This window comes from Porphyromonas asaccharolytica DSM 20707 (assembly GCF_000212375.1).
GTDB lineage: Bacteria > Bacteroidota > Bacteroidia > Bacteroidales > Porphyromonadaceae > Porphyromonas > Porphyromonas asaccharolytica.
In genome coordinates this window covers 586,031-607,197 of the sequence record NC_015501.1, presented here as the reverse complement: position 1 = coordinate 607,197, position 21,167 = coordinate 586,031, and the positions used below count along the sequence as shown (strand labels likewise).

Below are 21,167 nucleotides of genomic sequence, written 5' to 3'. Positions count from 1 at the left end.
GACTTCGTTAGTCGCGTACCTCGTAGGTCTGACCATCTGATATGATATAGTGCATCGCCTCGTCCCACGGCTCTAGCGGGATCTGCTCGACGATCTGTAGCGAGGAGGTGACCGCTGCTCGAAGGGCATGGGGACAGCGTGCGAAGAAGCGATCGTAGTAACCCTTGCCACGACCCATACGTCCACCATGCAGGTCGAATGCGACCCCCGGCACCAAGATAAGCTCTATCTCTGCTGGATCTATCGCCTCCTCAGTAGCTGCTGTCGGCTCAAGGATCTTGTAGTCCTCGCTGGTAATGAGCGACTCGGGCTGATAGGTGTAGAAGTTGATATCGTCACCCTCCACGCGGGGGATGAGGAGTCTCTTGTCGCTCTGGTAGCGCTCTAAGATAGCAGTCAGGTCTACCTCGTCGGGCAGGGCGCAGTATAGTGCTACGCAATGACTACGCACGAAGGGTAGAAACGTCTCTATCTGCCGACAGACACGCTCCGAGACCGCCTGTCGGTACTCCTCGGTCCATTCACTCCGCATCTTAGCACGGATGGCACGGCGTAATGCTTTTTTCTCCTCTCTCACTTTGTCACAACTCATCATCGTGTGTGATAATTTTCCTGTAGATATTGCTCTGCGCTGCTGATCATCGGATCGCCTTGGGTTATCACCTGATAGAAGCCCGTAGCACCGAAGAGATGATTAGCTATCAAGGCATGCATCTGTAGCTGCAAGCGCTGCGTGGCTTGGCGTAGCATCAGTGGCCGCTGGGCTATGCCTTGGTCAGCAGCGTATGCGGCTAGATCGTTGATTAGAGACTTCTCCTGAGCAAGCAAAGCTAGCAACTCCCGGACTGAGCTAATCTCACGGAGGTTCTCTCTATTTAAGTCGACAAAGTAAAAGGCAAACTCCTGCATCGCCCCAGACATGATCAGACGTGCTGCATAAGCATTGATCATCGCTGTGTCTTGCGGTACGAAGATATCGGGCATGATGCCATAACCGCTGAAGAGGAGACGCCCCTTATCGCTATGATACTCCCGCTGCTTTTGCTTAGTCAGTGAGAGCGTATCGGCATAGTCGCCCACGGGCTTGATGCCAGAGACGCTCATAAGACTCTCCTCGATCGAGGAGAGACTCCCCTGCTCATAGGGGCGCTGTATGTTGCGACCCGATGGCGTATAGTAGCGAGCCACCGTGAGACGTACGCTAGAGTGATCTGGGAAGGTAAAGGGCTGCTGAACCAAACCCTTGCCATAGGTCTGTCGTCCTACGATCATCGCCCGGTCGTGGTCTTGCATAGCCCCCGAAAAGATCTCAGAGGACGAGGCACTGTTCTCATTGACCAGCACTACTAGAGGCAACTTCTGCAGCATGCCCTCGCCATTGGCGACCACATCTTCACGAGGCATCGTGCGACCCTCCGTATAGACGATCAATTGATCCTTGCTAAGGAACTCATTGGCAACAGCAACAGCTGCATCCATGTAGCCTCCCGTATTGTCTCTCAGATCGAGGATTAGAGCTTTGGCTCCAGATCGCTGCAACTCACCCCAGTGCTGAATGAACTCGTCATAAGTAGTACGCGCCCAGGTGGTGATCTGCATCAGTCCGATGGTCGGCGTAAGCATATAGCTCACATCTATGCTTCTAATCGGCACAGGACCACGCACGACACTCACATTTCGTCGTGTATGGCGACGTAGTATCGATAGATGTGCGACCGATCCCTTCGGACCTCTGAGTGCTGAGGTGATGGTGTCTTGGTTGTTGCGCTCACCGAGGAGGCTCTTGCCATCGCAGGTTAAGATACGATCACCAGGCTCTAGACCGGCGGTCTCAGAGGGACCTCCAGCGAACACTTGGTCGACGACGATCGTGTCGGTGATGATGTTGTAGATGATCCCTATTCCCTCAAACTGTCCCTCCAGTCTCTGCTCCTCCATCTCCGACTCTAACGGTGGTATATAAGTAGAGTGCGGATCAAGCGACCCAAGCATATAAGGGAGTATGTCCGTACGTAGCTGCTCGATATCGACAGAGTCTACATAATACTTATCGACTAGCTGCAGTACCTGGTCAAACTTATCTGCGTGCGTGATCCCCCGATAGCGCGAGAATAGCCAAAAAGCACCTGCACCAATGAGCGCCCCCACTAGGAAACAGATTAAATATTTATACTGACGACGCATATCTACCATTTGTTCTTCTCAATATCTAGATAGGTACATATACTAATGGGTCGAGGAGTCGGCAGTAGTTGAAATTTCGTCCAGCGGTATGTAGACTACCTCAATGCCAGCACGCTCGAGTAGTTCGACACCATCGGTGAGTCGGTACTGCTCACCATACACGACACGTCGTATGCGACTCTGGATGATCAGCTTAGCACACTCTAGGCAGGGAGAAGCGGTAATGTAAATGGTCGCACCCGTGCAGTTATTGCCCGATGCCGCCACCTTGGTAATCGCATTGGCCTCAGCGTGGAGGACGTAAGGCTTGGTGATCCCTTCGTCATCTTCGCAGACATTTTCAAATCCCGAGGGCGTACCGTTGTATCCGTCTGAGATAATCATCTGATTGTGTACGATCAAGGCTCCTACTTGTCGGCGTCGACAGTAAGAGTTCTCAGCCCATATACGAGCCATGCGCAGATAACGGCGATCCAAGATCGTCTGCTTTGAGTCAGAAGCAGAAGAGGTAGTCGGTGTGATAGTCATCGTGTAGTGATTTACTCATAGCGTAAACCGCTACAAAGGTACTGATTATTTGGCACAAATGATACTCCTACTCCAAGTCCTCAATTCCGCAAGTCAAGTAGCAAGAGGTCGTCTGAAAAAACGTGTCGTCTCTGGGACTCTTACTGCAGCAAAAACGTCTTGAGACATGCGTCTACGGCAAAAGACTCGACATAGGAGTAGCTCCTTACCGCCTAAATGCAACAAGAGCAGCCCATGTAATATGAGCTGCTCTCGCAGTAGGTCTTGACGACCTTGGTCGGGATGACTGGATTCGAACCAGCGACCTCACGCCCCCCAGACGCGCACTCTAACCGGACTGAGCTACATCCCGTATTTCGTTGTGCAAAGGTACAACTTATTTTTGGACTAGGCAAACGGCATCTAGCTAAAAAACTAGCCCTCCTCTCCTAGGAGGTCGGGGCGGAGTGCTTGCGTACGTGCGACCGCCTGCTCATGCTCCCACTGCGCTATGCGCGCTTCATGGCCGCTGAGGAGGACCTCCGGCACGCACCACCCTTTGTACTCAGCGGGGCGGGTGTACATAGGCGGCGTGAGCAGGCCATCCTGAAAGGAGTCGCTCAGCGCACTATCCGCATCGCCTAAGACGCCTGGTATGAGCCGAATGGTCGCATCAGCAATGATCGCTGCCGCCAGCTCGCCACCTGTCAGGACGTAGTCCCCAATGGAGATCTCTCGTGTGATGAGATGCTCACGGATACGATGATCGATCCCCTTGTAGTGACCGCAGAGGATGATGATGTTCTCCATGAGACTCAGCTCATTGGCGACCGCTTGCGTTAGCACTGGCGCATCGGGTGCCGTGAAGATAACCTCGTCATAAGGGCGCTGGCTACGTAGCTCGGTGATGACGCGGTCGATCGGCTCGATGGACATAAGCATACCAGCTGCGCCCCCATAGGGGTAGTCGTCGATACGTCCCCAGCGATTGGTCGCATAGTCGCGGAGTTGATGTATATGTACCTCGGCAAAGCCCTCACGCTGTGCTCGCCCCACAATAGAGGTCGAGACAAACGGCTCGATCATCTCAGGCAGTACGGTGATAATGTCTATGCGCATATAGGCGTGTGGTCAAAAATGTGTAACCCGCTGTAGGTGCGGACCTGCGTGTCCGCCCTCAAGGCGTACAGCGCTCAGACGAGGACGGGCGGACACGCAGGTCCGCCCCTACAAAGGGTTACTCGTCTCGTTTTGACGCAACGCTTATGCGAAGGTCAGCTCCTGGATCAGACGGGGGCACTTAGCCCACTTGTCGATCATGAAGAGGACGTAGCGGATATCTACCGAGATAGTGCGCTGTAGATCAGGCTCAAACTCGATGTCGCCACTCATAGCCTCCCAGTTACCGTCGAAGGCTAGACCGATCAGGTTACCATTCTTGTCGAAGACAGGGCTACCTGAGTTACCACCCGTGATATCGTTGTCCGAGAGGAAGCAGGTGAAAAGGTGATCGCCCACACCGTAAGGTGCGAAGTTAGCAGGATTGCTTAGTAGCTCGAGGATCTCAGGCTGTACAGCGAACTCGCTGCTGTTGGGGTTCTGCTTCTGGAAGACACCACGCTCCGTCGTGAAGTGGTAGTACCACGCTCCATCACCTGGCTCGTAGCCAAGGATACGGCCGTAACTCATACGCATCGTGAAGTTAGCGTCTGATGGACGAAGTGCGTTAGGCTGGAACTCGCTCATAGCGGCAAAGAGCTCACGCTTGCCCTTCTCGATAGCGTGGTTGTACTCTAGGTACTTATCCAGCAAAGATGAGTAGTACGTCAATACGCTCTGGACGAGCTCCTGTACAGGATCGTTGGCAAGGGTCTCCTTGACCTTGTTCGGATCCATAGCCAGTACGGCCATCATCTTATCCTCATAAGGTACGACACTATTGGCAAAAAGCTCCTCAGCATAAGCCTTGTAGTCTCCGCCGAAGCGCTCGTCAATGACTTGATAGATGAAGGGGAGGTTATCTGCAGGAAGCTTCGTACGAAGCAATGAGAGCATAGCGGGGAGCACCTCACGATCTAGGTTGGGGAGGTAATCCTTGTAGAGGTCTTTCAGCTCCTTCTTGTCGCCAGAGCCCGCAGCTACCATAGCCTGATAACCGAGCCATACGATCTCGCTACCGCTCAGCATCGTCTCGATCATATAGTTGAGCTGACGGTTGTAGGGAGCGATCTCCTCGTAGGCACGCTTTAGGTCGGGTAGGATATTGCCGTAAGGCTTGCCTGTACGAGCTACCCACTGAGTGAATGCCTCCTCCTCGGCGCGCTTGCGGTCTACGACATGGAGCTTCTCGAGACCACGATTCATACCGATAGAGTTCTTCCAGTAGTTAGAGCTCTGAGCATACTTGCTAGCGTACTTGATGCGGGTCGCTTGGTCAGCCTCCATAGCGCGCTTCCAGATCTCCTGCTTGATGCCACGCGCCTCGATGCGGGGTGCGTTCTCATTCTCGATACGATCGATGACACCATAAGAGGTGAGGTAACGATCGGTAGAGCCTGGGAAACCAATGGTCATCGCGTAGTCCTGCTCCTGGTAACCCTTTAGAGAGACCTTCGTATAGTATACAGGACGGTAAGGCTTGTTGCTAGCTGAGTACTCAGCGGGCTTGTTGTTGGCATCAGCGTAAACACGGAAGACGCTAAAGTCGCCCGTATGGCGAGGCCACATCCAGTTGTCCGTATCACCGCCAAACTTACCGACGCTGCTCGGTGGGGTCATCACGAGACGTACATCCTTAAACTCGTCGTAGATGACGACATAGTACTTATTACCAGCATAGAAGGGGGTTACCTCGACAGCGTCAAAGGGAGACTTCGTGTACTCCTTGACGATCTCCTCAGAGACCTTGTCGATCGTCTCCTGACGCTTAGCCTCGTCGGTGATACCAGCGACAGCCTGCTCGATGCGAGCCGTCACGTCGATCTGCGCACGCAGGTACTTGACAGAGAGTCCTGGGATCGGTAGCTCCTCACGGAAAGACTGTGAGGCGAAGCCGTCACGTAGGTAGTCATGCTCTACGGTACTCTGGCTCTGGATGGCATCGTAACCGCAGTGGTGGTTGGTGAAGAGTAGTCCCTGATCGGAGACCGTGATACCGGTGCAGCCACCACCGAAGATAACCACGCCACGTGCTATCGAGGGTTTGTCTAGATTGTAGAGCTGGTCTAGAGGTAGGTTAAAGCCCAGCTCACGCATGCGAGCTTCGTTTTGCTCGTTGAGCTCACTGAGTACCCACATGCCCTTGTCGGCACGTGCTGTAGCACTGCACACGAGGAGTGCACAGAGGGTCAGGAGCAAGGTCTGTAGTTTATTCATAAGACGCTTATCTATTTAAAGTTAGTATTCTATTCTGCTTAGTTAGTTCGTTAGGATCAGCTCGAGCGCATCCGCTTTGGTACGCTTCTGCAGCCACTGCTCCAGCTTCTTACGCTCGGCAGGGGCGAGGCGGCTGGATGGTGTCGTCACGAGGATATGGAGGACGGAGTCTTGCCCTTGGATAAACTCCATGGAGGGCATGAGCCGTACCTTGCTAATGTCTGTAAAGACCGCCTTCGCCTCATCGCTCACATCGTGCGTCAGAGACTTGTAGTAGTCGTAGCGCAGGAGCGTACGACGTAGCGAGTCGATCTCGGCACGCTGCTCAGAGGCAGTACGCTCGGACCGCTCGTAGAGGTCACGCAGCAGGACACCGCCCAGCTGCTCGTAGTCCGTAGGAGCCTCGTTGTCGATCCCTTGGTGCACTTGTAAGTCGAAGTTGGACAGTCCATAGCTAGGCAGTAAGGCCGCGATGCTGTCGATCGTCTGAGACGAGAGCGGCTTGCCGATCAAGACGACGTCTATGTAGGGTCTCTTGTCTCCATCAGCTCGGATGAAAGACTGGCGGATCACCTGATGAGCAGGCGGTGCAAAGTGGTCTGCGATAAACTGCTTGGCACGCTGCTCCTGATAGGAGTCACGCACCAGACGGATACTTAAGTAGATACTCGGGATCAGCGTGCAGACAGCGATCACCGTGATCCAGCGATAGCTACGCTTGCGCATATCGCCCGAGGCGACCGACTTCATCGGGAAGCGCATGATGCGCACCATCACAAAAGTGGCGAAAGCGATAAAGACCGAGTTAATGAGGTATAGGTAGATGGCACCAAAGAAGAAAGGCCAATTGCCCGTAGCCAGCCCAAAGCCTGCCGTACAGAGGGGAGGCATAAGTGCCGTAGCGATAGCCACGCCGGGGAGTACCTGTCCCTTGCTCTTGCTGCTACCAGCGATCAGACCCGCCGCACCGCCAAAGAATGCGATCAAGACATCATACAGTGACGGCTCTGTACGTCCCAGTAGCTCACTACCAGGCTGATCAAGCGGGGTCAAGAGGAAGTAGATCGTAGCGGTCAGGATACTGAAGAGCGTCGTCAGGGCGAGGTTGCGCAGCGACTTACGTACGAGATCTAGGTCGGCAATGCCAAAGCCCAGTCCGAAGCCGATGATTGGGCCCATCAGCGGGGAGATAAGCATCGCACCGATGATCACCGCCGTCGAATTGACATTCAGACCTATCGATGCGACCAGGATAGCGCAAATCAGGATCCATAGCTTGGTGCCGCGAAACTCCACATCCCCCTTGAGCGACTCGATGGTCGCCACATCGCCTGCCTTATCATCGCGAAAGTCTAGGAGCCGACGCAGCCACCGCCACGCACTCATCCACCAGATATTTTCCTCCGGCTCCTCGACCTTAGTTGAGACGCTCTTCGTTGTTGCGATCTCCTTCGTCGCTTGAGGAGCGTTGTTAGCCGTTGATTGTTGACGATTGATCGTCGTCTTGGGAGCGCTACTAGCGGTCGTTGCTTGAGGAGTGCTAGTTGTTGTGGTGGCCGCCTTGGTGGTAGTAACCGTCTTAGAGACAGGAGGCTCCGTCTTATTGGCAGCCAGTTTGTCGGCAGCTACCTGATTAGGTAAGTGCTGATGGGTAGTCGAGTCATGAAGCACCTTATTATATATAGGAGTCGTCGGGCAGCTAGACAGTTCGTCAGCCATCGGCTCGTGATGCTGATGGCGAGAAGACTTTTGCTGAGCGACCAAACGCTTTAGGACGTCAATCGTAGGAGAGGAATTTTCAGAAGAAGGCATACGATGATTTCGATCAAGTATACATAAGAGACTGCTAAGATACTCATTTTCCCACACAGCGAAGATCTCCCTCCCCCCATCGTCCAGGTTGAGCTAAATTCTATTTTTTGAGGAGCTGGAAGAAATTTAGACTGACGTATTCTAATCAACTGAGACTATAAAACAGAATATCCACGTGGAGAATTTCGATTTTCCACGTGGATATTTTTTATTCTCCACGTAGGGACGAAACGATTCCTCCGAAGTTTCATTTGATTCCTCCGAAGTTTTATTTCATATCCACGTGGATATTTTTTATTCTCCACGTGGAGATTTGAGAATTTCCACGTGGGGATTTACCCCTTCTAAGGAAAAATCGTATCGGAGACTGTTGCAAAAGTCAACAGTCTCACAATCTTGCTTGCAAGATTGTCTAGACTTTGCAGAAAGGATGAAGCGCAAGGCGCTGAGGGTGAGGTCTGAAGGGAGCATACCTCCGTATGTGACCGAAGCCGAATCCCGAAAGCAACACAGCGATTCGCCTTTATGCAACAGTCTCATCGGGACCTAATAGATCCTCAACGGGCTATACGTAATATGTCGCCTTACGGACACACAAAAGTGTGCGTCCGCAAGACGACATATCGCATTTGACTCGTTACGAGGCTTAGCGCCCTAGGGGACGACGCTCACGCGGACGTGTCGTAGCCTCCTCTTCGATACGCTTGATCGGGGGCTGATAGTCGGGGTAGTGCTCCTCCTTTTCGGCTGGCTTGATGTAGGCTAGCTCATCGCCCTTGCGGACGGTCTGACCCTGACCTACACAGACCTCGATGAGCTTGCCCGTGAAGTTCGTATTGACACGCTCTATCTGACCAAATGGAGTCTCGATGTAGCAGAAGGGTTGACCCGTTACATACTCCGTGCCTGTGGCTGGAGCCATCGAACCCTCTGTAGGATCGACCTCCCAAAGGACGGTACCCGTCGTTGGGGCAGGGATCATCTGCGTACCTGCACGCATAGCCTTCTTGATGTCGCTCTCGTCGAAGCCCTTCTTAGCTAGAGCATCAGCCTTAGCCTTAGCGAGAGAAGCCTCAAACTCACGACGCAGGTCGCCACTCTTGTAGCGTCTATACTGCTCGGGGTGCATAGCCAGCTCGAAGAGCTCCTCGTCGTCGGGACCAAACTCCCAGCCATTCTCCTTCATCTCCTTGCGGAACTCATCCAGCGCATCGGGGTAGAACTGCTGTGGGTCGGCATCGGAGAACTCTAGTCCCTTCTCCTTGGCGAGTGCTACAAGCTCTGGATCTATCTTGCCAGGGATACGACCAGCCTTGCCGAGGATCATGTTCCACATGTTCTGGTCTATGGCGAGCCAGCGACCCTTGCCCTGCGTCATGTTGTAGACGTTCATCAGAGCGATGTTCTTGACATACTGGCTGAAGGGGGTTACTAGTGGGGGGTAACCGACACGTGGCCATACGTAAGCGACCTCGTTAAAGAGCTTGACCAGTAGGTCATCGATCGATAGCTCAGGCTGGTCGTGATTGCGCAGATACATATTGATACCTGAGTGAACGCCCTTGAGGTCGGCCATCATCGAGCCCATCATACCGCCTGGCAGACCGCAGCCGACGAGTAGCGAAGAGGTCTCCTTATTGGTCGAGCCCATGAAGTACCCAAGGAAGTCATCGATAAAGCTCTGAGTCATAGTACGAGCGCGCATGTAAGCGTCCATATTGATCTCAGGTACATCAAAGCCCGCATCGTAGAGCATCTCACGGATCGTGATCACGTCTGGGTGGATCTTACCCCAAGAGATAGGCTCCATGGCAACGTCTATGATGTCAGCGCCGTTTTCGCACACCTCTAGCATAGAGGCTACGGAAAAGCCTGGGCCTGAGTGTCCGTGATACTGAATGATCGTATCGGGGTGCTTAGACTTGATCGACTTGACGAGCTGCCCGAGGAAGTGAGGACGACCGATGCCGGCCATATCCTTGAGACAGATCTCATCAGCGCCAGCCTCGATGAGCTTGTCGGCTAGCGTAGAGTAGTACTCGATCGTATGTATCGGAGAGTAGGTGATACAGAGTGTCGCCTGAGCGGTCATGCCCGCTTCCTTGGCATAGTGTATGGAGGGGATGATGTTGCGTGGATCGTTGAGTCCATCGAAGATACGTGTGATGTCTACCCCCTGCGCATGCTTGACACGATACATCAACTTGCGGACGTCGGCCGGTACGGGGTACATGCGCAGTCCGTTGAGACCACGGTCTAGCATGTGCGTCTTGATGCCCGCCTCGTTGAGCGGCTTGGTGAAGGCGCGTACAGCGTCATTAGGGTTTTCGCCCGCGAGTAGCTTAACCTGCTCGAAGGCACCTCCGTTGGTCTCGACACGTGCGAAGCATCCCATCTCGATGATGAGCGGTGCGATCGCTGCTAGTTGCTCAGCACGTGGCTGGAACTTGCCAGAGGATTGCCACATATCTCTATATATGAGGCTAAACTGAATCTTTTTCTTTGTTGCCATATCTAGTGTATCTGTTGTTTTACCTACAAGGCTTGATGTGTCACCACCTGACCTCACCCACAAAGATACATATTTTACTCACATATAGCGACTCTCTCTACGCTCTTATCTGGAGAGACGCTTGTGGAGAGAGCTAGGCCGAGGAGGAAGAGCATCCCGATGAGGTACTCGGGGAGGTAGCTGACGAGGTCTACATTGCAGAGGATGATCCATAGCGAGACCACAACGATGAGGACACTACGGTGCTGCCTGAGTACTATCCAGAGCATCGAGCCGAGGAGTGAGAGCCAGAGCAGGAGTCCTATGACACCACTCTGCACGAGCGTCTGCATATATTGATTGTGAAAGTGGAAGAGGTGTGGCTCCTCGGGCGTCCCGATGGGTAGCGTCTGCAATAGCGTGTAGGCATAGTCTAGCCCGCCTCCGATTAGTATCGGCACCTCTTGGGCTGCTTGATAGCTAACCTGTAGAGCTTCGTTGCGCACCGTGCCATCGAGATAGCCGTGCATGAGGTAGGGCGAAGTGGTGTAGATGAGCGTCAGGAGGAGAGCTCCCGAGAGCATAACGTAAGCTGCTAGACGACCCGTATGCTTGGCTCCTTGTATCCGCGCTGTGATTCGATAGATAAGCGCATAGCCTTCGACAGCGATAGCCATGAGTAGGAGGTAGCGCGACTGCAGAGCACAGGCGTAGAGGAGGGAGACAAGTAGCACAGCGTGGGCATGAAGGCGCTGTGAGCGCTCACGACTACAGATATTCATCACGACGGGGATCAAGAGGTAGACGCCTAGATAGGTGTAGTGCGTGAAGGTAAAAGGCATCAGCATGTGGGAGCTATCGGCAACGAAGCCCGCCTCCACGAGATAGCTCTTGTTGAGTGTGAGCGTGATGAGCGGACTAGTGCCACAGCTGATCAGGACGCCGTAATAGAAGATGAGGAAGACGACCAAGTAGACCCATGCGATGCGCAGGGCGGCTAGCCAAAAGCTCTGCGTGAGACGCTCCGACGGGCCACTATAAATGAGGAAGTAGAGCGGGATCACGAGTAGCCAGACCTCGCGGCGCCAATAGTTGAGCGCTATCTCTTCATTTGTGGACCAGCCAACGGCGACGACCACTGTATAGAGGATATAAAGTGCGGCCGTGAGAGCCAAGGGGAAGAGAAAGCGCTGGCGGAGTGGACGACAGAGGCTCGCTCGCTCCTCCCAGCGGTTGTCTACAATCATCCCGATGAGGAAGAGCGTCTGCAGTCCGAGGTAACTATCGACCACCCCGAGCAGTAGATTGGCATAGCCTAAGCCAAAGCAGAGGAGCGGGAGGAAGTGATGCCGGTAGTCGAGCTTTGCTCCAGTAGCACGGGTCGCCCCTTTTGCCACAAGCCATGGGAGTAGTACCGCCCCCATGGAGAGGATCACAGCGACCGTCAGCAGTAGAGGTCGGTAAGTCAGTATGTCTCGCGCCAGTAGCGTCTCAGGAGTACGGTGAGGATAAGCTCCCGTAAGGGCGACGACGAGGGCGACGACAAGGGCTACCGCTACGACGATCAGCAGGAAGTAGCGAGAGACAAAGCGCGCTAGGCGACTAGCTAGAGAAGGCTCTCTGGCGATGGCAGTGTGTGAAGGCATCAAAGTACTATAGAGATAAGTCGTCGCATCGTGGTGAGTAGACCATCTGCGGGAAGTCGTGCGGATCAAAGCGCCAGCGCTTGTGGCTCCAGAGCCAGCGGTGTGGCGCCAAGCGAATGTTTTCCTCTAGCAGTGTCACATAGTCATCGACAAGCTGATGCTGTAGCTTGTCGGTCGGATGCTCACAGAGCAGCCGGAAGGTACCGACCCATTGCTTGGCCTGGTCGTCATGGCGTATCTCATAGAAGAGGAGCGGGATCTGTAGCTTGATAGCTAGATGACTCCACCCTGTGACAAAGGGTGTAGTGCGTCCGAAGAGCGACGAGACGTAGCGCATCTGCTCATAGTCAGGCGATTGGTCTGCCAGTAGACAGTAGAGGTGCATACGCTCATCGAGCTGTTCGGTCTGTTTGCTCCGATGACGCATGAGCGTACGAGCTAGCTGCATCATCTCAATGCAGTAGGCGTAGTGCTGCTCCCGCATCTCATGGGTGAGCTGATCGGCGATGGGATTGTGCAGTCGCTTGTAGATGACATGCAGCTGATAGCGACTCCGGTCTAGGTGCAGCGCTGAGGAGCCCATCAGTTCCCAGGGACCTATGTGTCCCAAGAGGACGAAGAGCTGTCTATGTCCCGCCTCGTAGAGCTGATCCAGTAGCTCCGTCTGCTCCAGACGAAAGAGCTGGCGCACCTGTTCATCAGGCCCGTAAGCGTAGCGCGCCTCGTGAAGCATCAGCTCCGCAAGATGACGGTAGAAGCGTCTGCCGACCATCTTTTGCTCATCGGGTGAGAGATGTGTCAGGGTGAGGCGTATGTTTTCCTCCACCACCTGACGTCGGTACTTAAAGAGATGATAGAGGAGCCAGTCCAGTGTAGGAACCAATACGCTATCAACGAAAGAGCGGGGTAAGCGTGCCAAGCCCCGCAATGTAGAGCGCATCAGCCGAAGCCGTAGTCGCTGCCATCGTGTGAGCTGCTTACTCTGCTCCATCGTCCAGCAGGTCGCTATAGTCTTGGTAGAGGAAGTCGTTGTAGGGGTAGCGCTGTATGTGGATCGCCTTGACACGCTCATAGAGGAGGCGTCGCAGCTCGTCCATACCCTCTCCCGTACGTGCCGAAATAAAGACGCAGTCGTTGCCCATACGCGCCATCCAGCTCTTCTCTAGCTCCTCACGTGTGCGGTTGAGCTTGGTCGCTGGTGTCAAGTCGTCGGGGTCTTTGGGGATATGCTGGTAAGCGTCGATCTTGTTGAAGACCAGTATCTGAGGTTTGTCACCTAGAGCCTCGATCTCTCGAAGCGTCTCGGTGACCACTGCTATCTGATCCTCAAACTCAGGGTGCGAGATGTCCACAACGTGCAGGATCAGATCCGACTCACGCACCTCGTCGAGGGTACTCTTGAACGACTCCACCAGCTGTGTCGGGAGCTTGCGTATGAAGCCCACGGTGTCGGCTAGGAGGAAGGGCAGATTACCCAACACGACCTTGCGAACGGTCGTGTCGAGCGTCGCAAAGAGCTTGTTCTCGGCAAAGATGTCGCTCTTAGCGAGGACATTCATCAGCGTAGACTTACCCACATTGGTATAGCCAACGAGTGCGACACGCACCATCTTGCCACGGTTCTGTCGCTGCACGCTCTTCTGCTTGTCGATCTTCTTGAGCTGCTCCTTGAGCTGTGAGATCTTGCGTAGGATGATCCGTCGGTCAGTCTCCAGCTGCGTCTCGCCCGGGCCACGTAGACCGATGTTACCACCACGCTGGCGCTCGAGGTGCGTCCACAGTCGGGTCAGACGTGGGAGCATATATTGGTACTGCGCCATCTCGACCTGCGTCTTGGCATGAGCCGTCTGCGCTCGTGTGGCAAAGATGTCGAGGATGAGGGAGGTGCGGTCGAGGATGCGTATGCCTAGCTGACGCTCTATGTTGCGCAGCTGATTAGGCGCTAGCTCATCGTCAAAGATCGCCAGCCCTACCTCATGGGCAGAGACATACTCGGCGATCTCGTCGAGCTTGCCTTTGCCCACAAAGGTGGCGGGGTGCGGCGTGTCAAGACGCTGTAAGAAGCGCGCCACAGGCTCTGCACCCGCAGTCTCTGAGAGAAAGGCCAGCTCATCAAGATACTCCTCCGCCTGCGTCTCCGACACGTCGGGAGTGATGAGCCCCACGAGGATCGTGCGCTCACTAGATTGAGAAGTCTTGATAAACTCTTTCATACAGAGGGGATGTAGGATTAATAGATCGCGTAAGACTTCTCACGCATGGCCTGATCATCGGCAAAGAGATGTACCCAAGGTATCTTCGCCGCGAGGAAGTTAGCAGGATAAGCTTTCGCCTCGGGCAAGAGATTGACGATGTGTCCCACCGCGTGGCGCACGTCCTGACCGAGTGCGAGGAAGACCAGTCGCTTAGACTCTTCAAGTGCCTCGAGCGTGACCGTAACCAGCTGACGCTGCTCCCCTTGCTCGGTGGTCATCTCATTGGGTGCAAAGACGTCGTCCGAGATATACAGCTCCACCTGGTCGGGATAGACCCCAGCGAGGTGACCATCCACACCCATCTCGAGGAGGGCTAGGTCAAACTGCGGACGACCGTCTAGATGGCTTACACGCTCCGCTACATGCTGCTGCAGAGAGGCCGCAGCCTGTGCGGGCTCTTGTGCAGACTCCTCCACAGCGTGGATATGCTCCGCAGGGATCTGTAGCGGATCGAATAGCAGACGCTGTAGCAGCGTGCGATGCGCTAGATCGGCTTCGCCCAGCTGCTCGTGAAGTAGGTAGAAGTGTACTCGATCCCATGCGATACGACTACGCCAAGGCTCTGACGTGAGTGCCTGTGCCAAGACCTCCGCATGCTCTTCCAATGAGAGTGCTAGATGAAAGTCGCCTTCGGTCGCCTCGACCGCTTCGGCAATAAACTGTGCGAGCTGTGTCGTGACTAGCTCGGGGGTACTGTATTGATGATAGTTCATAGGGTATATGCTAGGTTAGTAGTTATAAGATAAAGTGTCGTGACCATCATCCTTGTAGGCAGTTACTCCTCCCAGATGATGTCATCTATGAGGTCATGCTCCTCCTCCACCTTAAGCTTAGGCAGCGGGTTATCAGGATCATCGTCCTCTTGTGTCGTGCGGTCGTTGAGCGGTTGGCGTAGGATCTCGTTCGGGTCATGTAGTGAGGGGGCATTGATCTCTCGCCATATCAGATCCTTCAGCTCGGTCAGTCCTCGCTGCGCCACGGCAGAGATAAAGATCGTCGGGACCTCTTCGGGTAGTGTCTCTGAGACAAGATCGATAAGCTCACTGTCTGCCAAGTCTATCTTGGTGATAGCTAGGATGTGTCGCTTGTCGATCAATCCTGGATTATACTCCTCTAGCTCGCGACATAGCATCCGATACTCAGCGATGATGTCGGGGCTGTCTATAGGCACCATAAAGAGCAGTATCGAGTTACGCTCGATGTGTCTGAGGAAGCGTAGTCCCAGTCCCCTACCCTCAGCGGCACCCTCGATGATCCCTGGGATGTCTGCCATGACGAAAGAGCGATTGTCACGGTAAGAGACCATCCCTAGGTTCGGTTGTAGCGTGGTAAAGGGGTAGTCCGCAATTTTAGGCTTAGCCGCTGAGAGGGCTGCTAGGAGTGTAGACTTACCCGCATTGGGGAGTCCTACTAGTCCCACGTCCGCCAGCGTCTTGAGCTGCAGTACGACGAGACGCTCCTGACTAGGTTCGCCAGGCTGTGCGTAGCGAGGTGCTTGATTCGTCGATGTCTTGAAGAAGTTATTACCCTTGCCCCCGCGTCCGCCCGGGAGGAGTAGGTGCCGCTCACCATGCTGCGACACATCTAGGATAAATTCGCCCGTCGTAGCGTCATGCACGCTCGTCCCGCAAGGGACCTCGATCACAATGTCGGGCGCATCGGCACCCGTCTGTAGCTTAGCACTACCCGCCTCGCCATTCTCGGCGATGATATGACGATTGTAGCGCAGGTGTAGGAGCGTCCAGTAGTTTTGGTTGGCCTCTATATAAATGCTACCGCCACGACCACCGTCACCTCCGTCGGGACCACCCTTGGGGATGTACTTCTCACGACGAAAGTGTGCTGATCCTCTTCCGCCCTTGCCTGAGCGAAGGTAGATCTTGACATAGTCTACAAAGTTGCTCTCACCTGCCATTGGTTTACTTATTATGCTGTAAGCTCTTGTCTATAGCCACAAAGATAGCCCCCGTGATCTCCTCTATGGAGCCGGCGCCAGGCACCTCGTAGTGTACCCCCTTGCGGTGATAGTAATCCACGATCGGGAGTGTGCGCTCATTGTAGACGCGTATGCGGTCTGCGATCACCTCGGGCGTGTCGTCAGCACGTCCCTCGATCTTAGCACGATTGAGTAGGCGTGTCCGCAGCTCCTCTTCGGGTACCTTGAGTTCGATCAAGCAATCCACGCTCCTTTGATCCTTCTCTAGGAGAGCATCGAGAGCCTCAGCCTGTGCTACCGTACGGGGGAAGCCGTCGAAGATAACGCCATCGACACCCTCGGGGAGGTGGTGCAGCTCATTGGCTATAAGGTCGATAATCGTATCATCATCTACGAGATGCCCCTGAGAGATGATACTCTGTACGCGCTTGCCTAGAGGTGACTGGCGAGCGATCTCCTGTCGGAGTAGGTCGCCCGTAGAGATGTGCTCTAGATGGTAATGCTGCTCGATGAATTGGCTCTGTGTACCCTTGCCAGCACCTGGTGCGCCGAAGATTATTACGTGGATCATTGCTTTTAGTAGTGGTTTAGATGGTCTCTCTGGACCGTATGATTATTCCTGTATGATTACTCTTTTAGTATATAGATATCATCGAGCATACGCCCCCGCTCGTTGTAGTCGAGCCCGTGCCCGACGATGAAACTGTTATGGATCTCCATCCCCACATAGTCGGCATGGATAGGACACTGGAGCGCTTCGGGCTTGAGTAGCATAGTCGCTATGCGCACCTCAGCAGCGCCATCAGCAAGAAACTTCTCCTTGAGCTTCATCATCGTAAAGCCCGTGTCGATGAGATCCTCTATGATGATGACCAGACGACCCGCTAGAGGCGCTGTCACGGGCATCACCTCCTTAAGCTGGTAAGTACTCCCCATGCCAGAGTAGCTAGAGTAGCGTGCGAAGGCTACCTCCGCAGAGGTATTGATCGCCTGCAGCAATTCTGCGGCAAACATGAAGGAGCCGTTCATAATACAGACGAAGAGCGGATCATGTCCCTCCGTGTCTTGGCGTATCTGCTCCGCTAGTCGCCGTGTGGCAGCACGTAGCTGCTCTCCCTTGATGTATGGTACAAAGGTCTTGTCGTGTACTATAATCTCCTGATCAGTCATAGTGAAAATAACAAGCTGGCGGTCTCGCATAGAGGAGGCCGCCTCTTTTTTTTACTGTAGTGTGTAGCACAAAGGTACAAAAATAGGTGATGCCCCACCTCCACCTCCACTTCGCAAGTCTCACGAGTAGCGATCTGCGTCCGAGCCGTGGCGTCCCTACATGTGTCATAATCATCTCCACGTGGGAAATCGAAAATCTCCACGTGGATATTTTTTATTCTCCACGTGGGGACGAAACGATTCCTCCGAAGTTTCATTTGATTCCTCCGAAGTTTTATTTCTCGCCTACGTGGAGAATTTTTTTTCTCCACGTGGAGATTTTCGATTTCTCACGTGGAGATCGTCCCGTCAATAGGAAATGTGTCCAGAAACTTCTCCTGTAAAAGAATTTGTTAACTTATGGAATAGTCTCCTTGCATACGTTAGCGGACATGATTTTCTTTGCCCAGCCAAATTAGTTTCAGTACTTTTGGTGAGATAACTCCATACAGGACAAGTAATTCGCATACACTACAAAAACAAATATTCCCCCCTATGAAACCAAAACTACTACTAGTCACTCTACTGACGCTACTATGCGCTATGAGTGCACGGGCTGACTACCCAGCCGAATCGTACCAGCTAGATGGTACCCGCCTCATCAAGTGGCGAGGTAACGAGCAGGTGATCGACTTCACTTCTGATGCGAAGCTGCGTCAGGTGACTGAGATCGCCCCTAACGCTTTTGCTTACAAGGGAGACATACAGCGTATTGTCTTCCCCGCATCGCTACGTAAGATCGGCTTCAACGCTATCTACGAGTGTGGCGGTCTGACGGAAATCGTCTTTGCGGAGGGTCTCGAGGAGATTGCTTCGGAGGCTTTCTACCGCTGTCCTCAGCTACAGACCCTGCGCTTGCCAGCCTCTGTAAAGTCTATCGGTGAGTCTTTTGTGGTCAATTGTCAGGGGATCAAGAACTATCAACTGGCGGGTGCCAATAGCTACTACAAGGTGGTGGACGGTGTCCTCTACAATGCTACTGGCACGACACTGATCGCCTACCCCGCAGCAGCTGAGAGAGAGAGCTTTACGCTACCTGAGAGCGTGACCCGCATCGGGGACTACGCTTTTGCCTACACGGTGACGCTACAGTCTATCCAGTTGGGTCGGAAGGTGACGGAGATGGGTCGCAGGGCATTCTACACGAGCAAGGCTCTAGCGGGTTCTATCTCGATACCTGGTACGATCCGTGTGGTGGCTGACTCGGCATTCTACCAGTGCGACTACCTCACGGAGGTGACTTTTGAGGAGGGTATCGAGGTGATCGGCCAGGATGCCATCAGCCACTGTGCCCGCATTGAGCGTGTCTCTATGCCGTCTACCATTACGAAGCTCGGGGAGGGTTGCTTTAGCTATATGAGTTCGCTCCTAGAGTTTCGCAATCATATGACTACTCCGATACAGGGAAGTATGACCTTCTATCAAACACTGAAGTACAAGGCAACGCTCTATGTCCCTGCTGAGTCTGTCGAGACCTACAGAGTTCAGACTACTACGTGGAATGCCTTCAAGAATTACCTACCTCTAGAGGATAATAGTCAGATCAACCCCTCCTCCTACAAGCTCGAGGATGAGGGTCGTACACTAGTCGCATGGAGTGGCTCGGAGAAGGATATAGATATGTCTCAAGACAAAGTGCTGAACCGCGTACGGACGATCAAGGCGTTTACCTTCCTCAATAAAGAGGTGGAGCGTATCGTCCTTCCAGAGGCTCTAGAGACGATCGAAGAGGGTGCTTTCCAAAATTGTGAGGATCTAGCGGAGGTGGTCACCAATGAGCGCCTCAGATCTATCGGCAGTCGTGCCTTCTGGAACGACTTTGCGCTACGAAGCTTTACCTTCCCACAGAGCATTGAGTCGGTAGCGAGCGATGCTTTCGGCTACTGCACGGGGCTATCGAAGTTTGTCATGGCTTCGCCCAATGAGTACTACCAGGTGGTGGACGATGTCCTCCTCTCAGCCGATGGTACGCGTCTCGTCTGCTACGCTGCACTACGTGGCGAGAGCTATACGGTACCGGCTAGTGTGACGAAGATCGAGAAGGACGCCGCCGCTGGTGCCGTAGGGCTTGTGACGCTGACGCTCCCCGAGGGTCTCAAGGAGATCGGTGAGAGTGCTTTCCAGGGGTCGAGCAAGCTCAAGAAGGTGCATCTGCCAGCTTCGCTAGAGAGCTTTGGACCAGGTGCCTTCATGCGCTGTAAGTCGCTCGAGAGCTACTCGATAGCTACGGGCAATGCACACTATGCTGTACAGGGTAATACGCTCTACACGGCTGATCTGAAGACACTGGTGGCATATCCTGAGGCGTTTAGCTCGGTAGCCATTATCCCAGAGCAGGTGACGGCTATCGCTGCACGTGCCTTCCAGCGCAATGAGTCGCTCATGGAGGTGATCCTGCCTGCCAAACTGAAGGAGCTAGGCGACTACGCTTTCTACCACTGTACTAACCTACGCAAGGTGATCGCTCTGATGCCAGAGCCTGTCAGCGTAGACTATACGGGTGAGAGTCCTTTTGGAGAGATCAATCTCAAGCTTGCTACACTAGTTGTACCTATTGGCTCTGCTAATAAGTACAAGAAGGCGGCTATGTGGAGTGACTTTGGCACCATTATGGAGGGTGATACGCCCGTGACTGAGGGTCTCATCACGATGACGACGACGATACCGGTGGGTGAGAAGATCTTCTTCGTAGCTTTCAATGTAGACCACAACCCCTCCACGATCGAGGGTGTACGCATCGAGGGCAAGGATATGATCGTCGAGCAGCCTACGATCACAATCCGTGGCGACATAGCTACGCTCGTAGCTGCTCAGTGTCACCTCACACAGATCGACGTGACGGGTGCTCCTCACTTGACGACGCTATACCTACAGGAGAACGAGCTCACCGAGCTAGACCTCTCCCAGTCGGCACTCCTAGAGTCGGTCATCCTGGCTCACAATAAGCTACAGACTATTCACTGGACGGCTATGCCTAACCTGACGGCTCTCTTCCTCTATGACAATAAGCTCACCTCTGTAGATCTAAAGGGTATGTCACAGCTCACGACGCTACATATCTACAACAACCAGATCGGAGCTAACGCTATGGAGCAGATCGCCAACGCACTACCTCAGCGCAATCCTGAAGACAAGGCAAACTTTATGGCGATCGATACGCAGAATGCTAATGAGGGCAACCGCTTTGAGGATCGCTTCTTCAACATCACAACGCCTAAGAACTGGACGGTCTACGACTACGCCGGAGGTGCCAACGAGGGCAAGGGTGTCGTCTACACCTCTATCGAGCCACAGCCTCTCACGGGTGCTCTACGCCTCATCGTAGATGGTACTATGCTACAGATCACGGGTGCCTCTGCACATCAGATCGTCAGACTGTACGATCTCGCTGGAGGTCTCCTCTACAGTGGGCTATGCAGTGCCGAGGGTAACTGTACGCTCTCCCTAGGCGAATACCCTGCCGGCGGCTACATCGTCACCGTAGGCGATCACGCTGAGCGCATCTACATAGCTAGATAAGCGACGCCGCACGATAATACGACGCTAGCACGATACACGATAAGAGGGGGCACCCACTGCTGGGTGTCCCCTCTCTTTATATATAAGGTGTATCAAAGCGAAACGTGCAGCCCCCTGGTATGGACACCGAGCGTCCGTACAGATCGAGGTTACAGCGTTTGATGAATGGAATTGTCGTGCTGACGTAGCTTGTGTAGGGGCGGACACTCAGGTCCGCCCCTACGGTGGAAGCT

General features: G+C 53.8%; 15 protein-coding genes and 1 tRNA gene. 1 reads left to right on the top strand and 15 read right to left on the bottom strand.

Annotated features, from left to right (window positions below; all coding sequences use genetic code 11):
* Positions 1-7: 7 nt before the first annotated feature.
* From PORAS_RS02445 to PORAS_RS02375, 15 genes are all read right to left on the bottom strand, one after another.
* Positions 8-595: a 5-formyltetrahydrofolate cyclo-ligase gene (locus PORAS_RS02445; protein ID WP_013760056.1), complete on the bottom strand. Its 588-nt coding sequence runs from the start codon at positions 593-595 to the stop codon at positions 8-10.
* Positions 592-2,184, bottom strand: coding sequence for a S41 family peptidase (locus PORAS_RS02440; protein WP_245528044.1), 1,593 nt, complete (start codon positions 2,182-2,184; stop codon positions 592-594). The genes PORAS_RS02445 and PORAS_RS02440 overlap by 4 nt, the downstream gene beginning before the upstream one ends.
* Positions 2,185-2,226: 42 nt before the next feature.
* On the bottom strand, positions 2,227-2,712 hold the full coding sequence (locus tag PORAS_RS02435; protein WP_004330671.1) for a deoxycytidylate deaminase: 486 nt from the start codon (positions 2,710-2,712) through the stop codon (positions 2,227-2,229).
* A gap of 274 nt (positions 2,713-2,986) precedes the next feature.
* A tRNA-Pro gene (locus PORAS_RS02430) sits at positions 2,987-3,064 on the bottom strand.
* Positions 3,065-3,126: 62 nt separating this feature from the next.
* On the bottom strand, positions 3,127-3,810 hold the full coding sequence (trmD, locus tag PORAS_RS02425) for a tRNA (guanosine(37)-N1)-methyltransferase TrmD (protein WP_004330647.1): 684 nt from the start codon (positions 3,808-3,810) through the stop codon (positions 3,127-3,129).
* Positions 3,811-3,954: 144 nt separating this feature from the next.
* The gene (locus PORAS_RS02420; protein WP_013760054.1) at positions 3,955-6,066 is read right to left on the bottom strand and encodes a S46 family peptidase; all 2,112 of its coding nucleotides are present in this window, start codon (positions 6,064-6,066) and stop codon (positions 3,955-3,957) included.
* A gap of 42 nt (positions 6,067-6,108) precedes the next feature.
* Positions 6,109-7,878, bottom strand: coding sequence for a TIGR00341 family protein (locus PORAS_RS02415; protein WP_013760053.1), 1,770 nt, complete (start codon positions 7,876-7,878; stop codon positions 6,109-6,111).
* Positions 7,879-8,524: 646 nt separating this feature from the next.
* Entirely contained in the window at positions 8,525-10,390 is a 1,866-nt protein-coding gene (locus tag PORAS_RS02410) for an oxaloacetate decarboxylase (RefSeq protein WP_013760052.1), read from the bottom strand.
* 74 nt (positions 10,391-10,464) lie between these two features.
* On the bottom strand, positions 10,465-12,015 hold the full coding sequence (locus PORAS_RS02405) for an O-antigen ligase family protein (protein WP_013760051.1): 1,551 nt from the start codon (positions 12,013-12,015) through the stop codon (positions 10,465-10,467).
* 7 nt (positions 12,016-12,022) lie between these two features.
* On the bottom strand, positions 12,023-13,006 hold the full coding sequence (locus PORAS_RS02400) for a lysophospholipid acyltransferase family protein (protein WP_013760050.1): 984 nt from the start codon (positions 13,004-13,006) through the stop codon (positions 12,023-12,025).
* Entirely contained in the window at positions 12,993-14,228 is a 1,236-nt protein-coding gene (gene hflX / locus PORAS_RS02395; protein ID WP_004330695.1) for a GTPase HflX, read from the bottom strand. Before hflX ends, PORAS_RS02400 begins: the two co-directional genes overlap by 14 nt.
* A gap of 17 nt (positions 14,229-14,245) precedes the next feature.
* Positions 14,246-14,983: a 6-phosphogluconolactonase gene (locus PORAS_RS02390; protein WP_004330694.1), complete on the bottom strand. Its 738-nt coding sequence runs from the start codon at positions 14,981-14,983 to the stop codon at positions 14,246-14,248.
* Between the two features lie 62 nt (positions 14,984-15,045).
* Entirely contained in the window at positions 15,046-16,185 is a 1,140-nt protein-coding gene (obgE, locus tag PORAS_RS02385) for a GTPase ObgE (protein ID WP_004330697.1), read from the bottom strand.
* A gap of 4 nt (positions 16,186-16,189) precedes the next feature.
* The gene (locus tag PORAS_RS02380; protein ID WP_013760049.1) at positions 16,190-16,777 is read right to left on the bottom strand and encodes an adenylate kinase; all 588 of its coding nucleotides are present in this window, start codon (positions 16,775-16,777) and stop codon (positions 16,190-16,192) included.
* Between the two features lie 56 nt (positions 16,778-16,833).
* Positions 16,834-17,376, bottom strand: a complete 543-nt coding sequence (locus tag PORAS_RS02375) for a phosphoribosyltransferase (RefSeq protein WP_281032296.1) — start codon at positions 17,374-17,376, stop codon at positions 16,834-16,836.
* A gap of 534 nt (positions 17,377-17,910) precedes the next feature.
* Between PORAS_RS02375 and PORAS_RS02370 the strand changes: the two genes are divergently transcribed.
* Positions 17,911-20,934, top strand: coding sequence for a leucine-rich repeat protein (locus tag PORAS_RS02370; protein WP_013760046.1), 3,024 nt, complete (start codon positions 17,911-17,913; stop codon positions 20,932-20,934).
* Positions 20,935-21,167 lie beyond the last annotated feature (233 nt).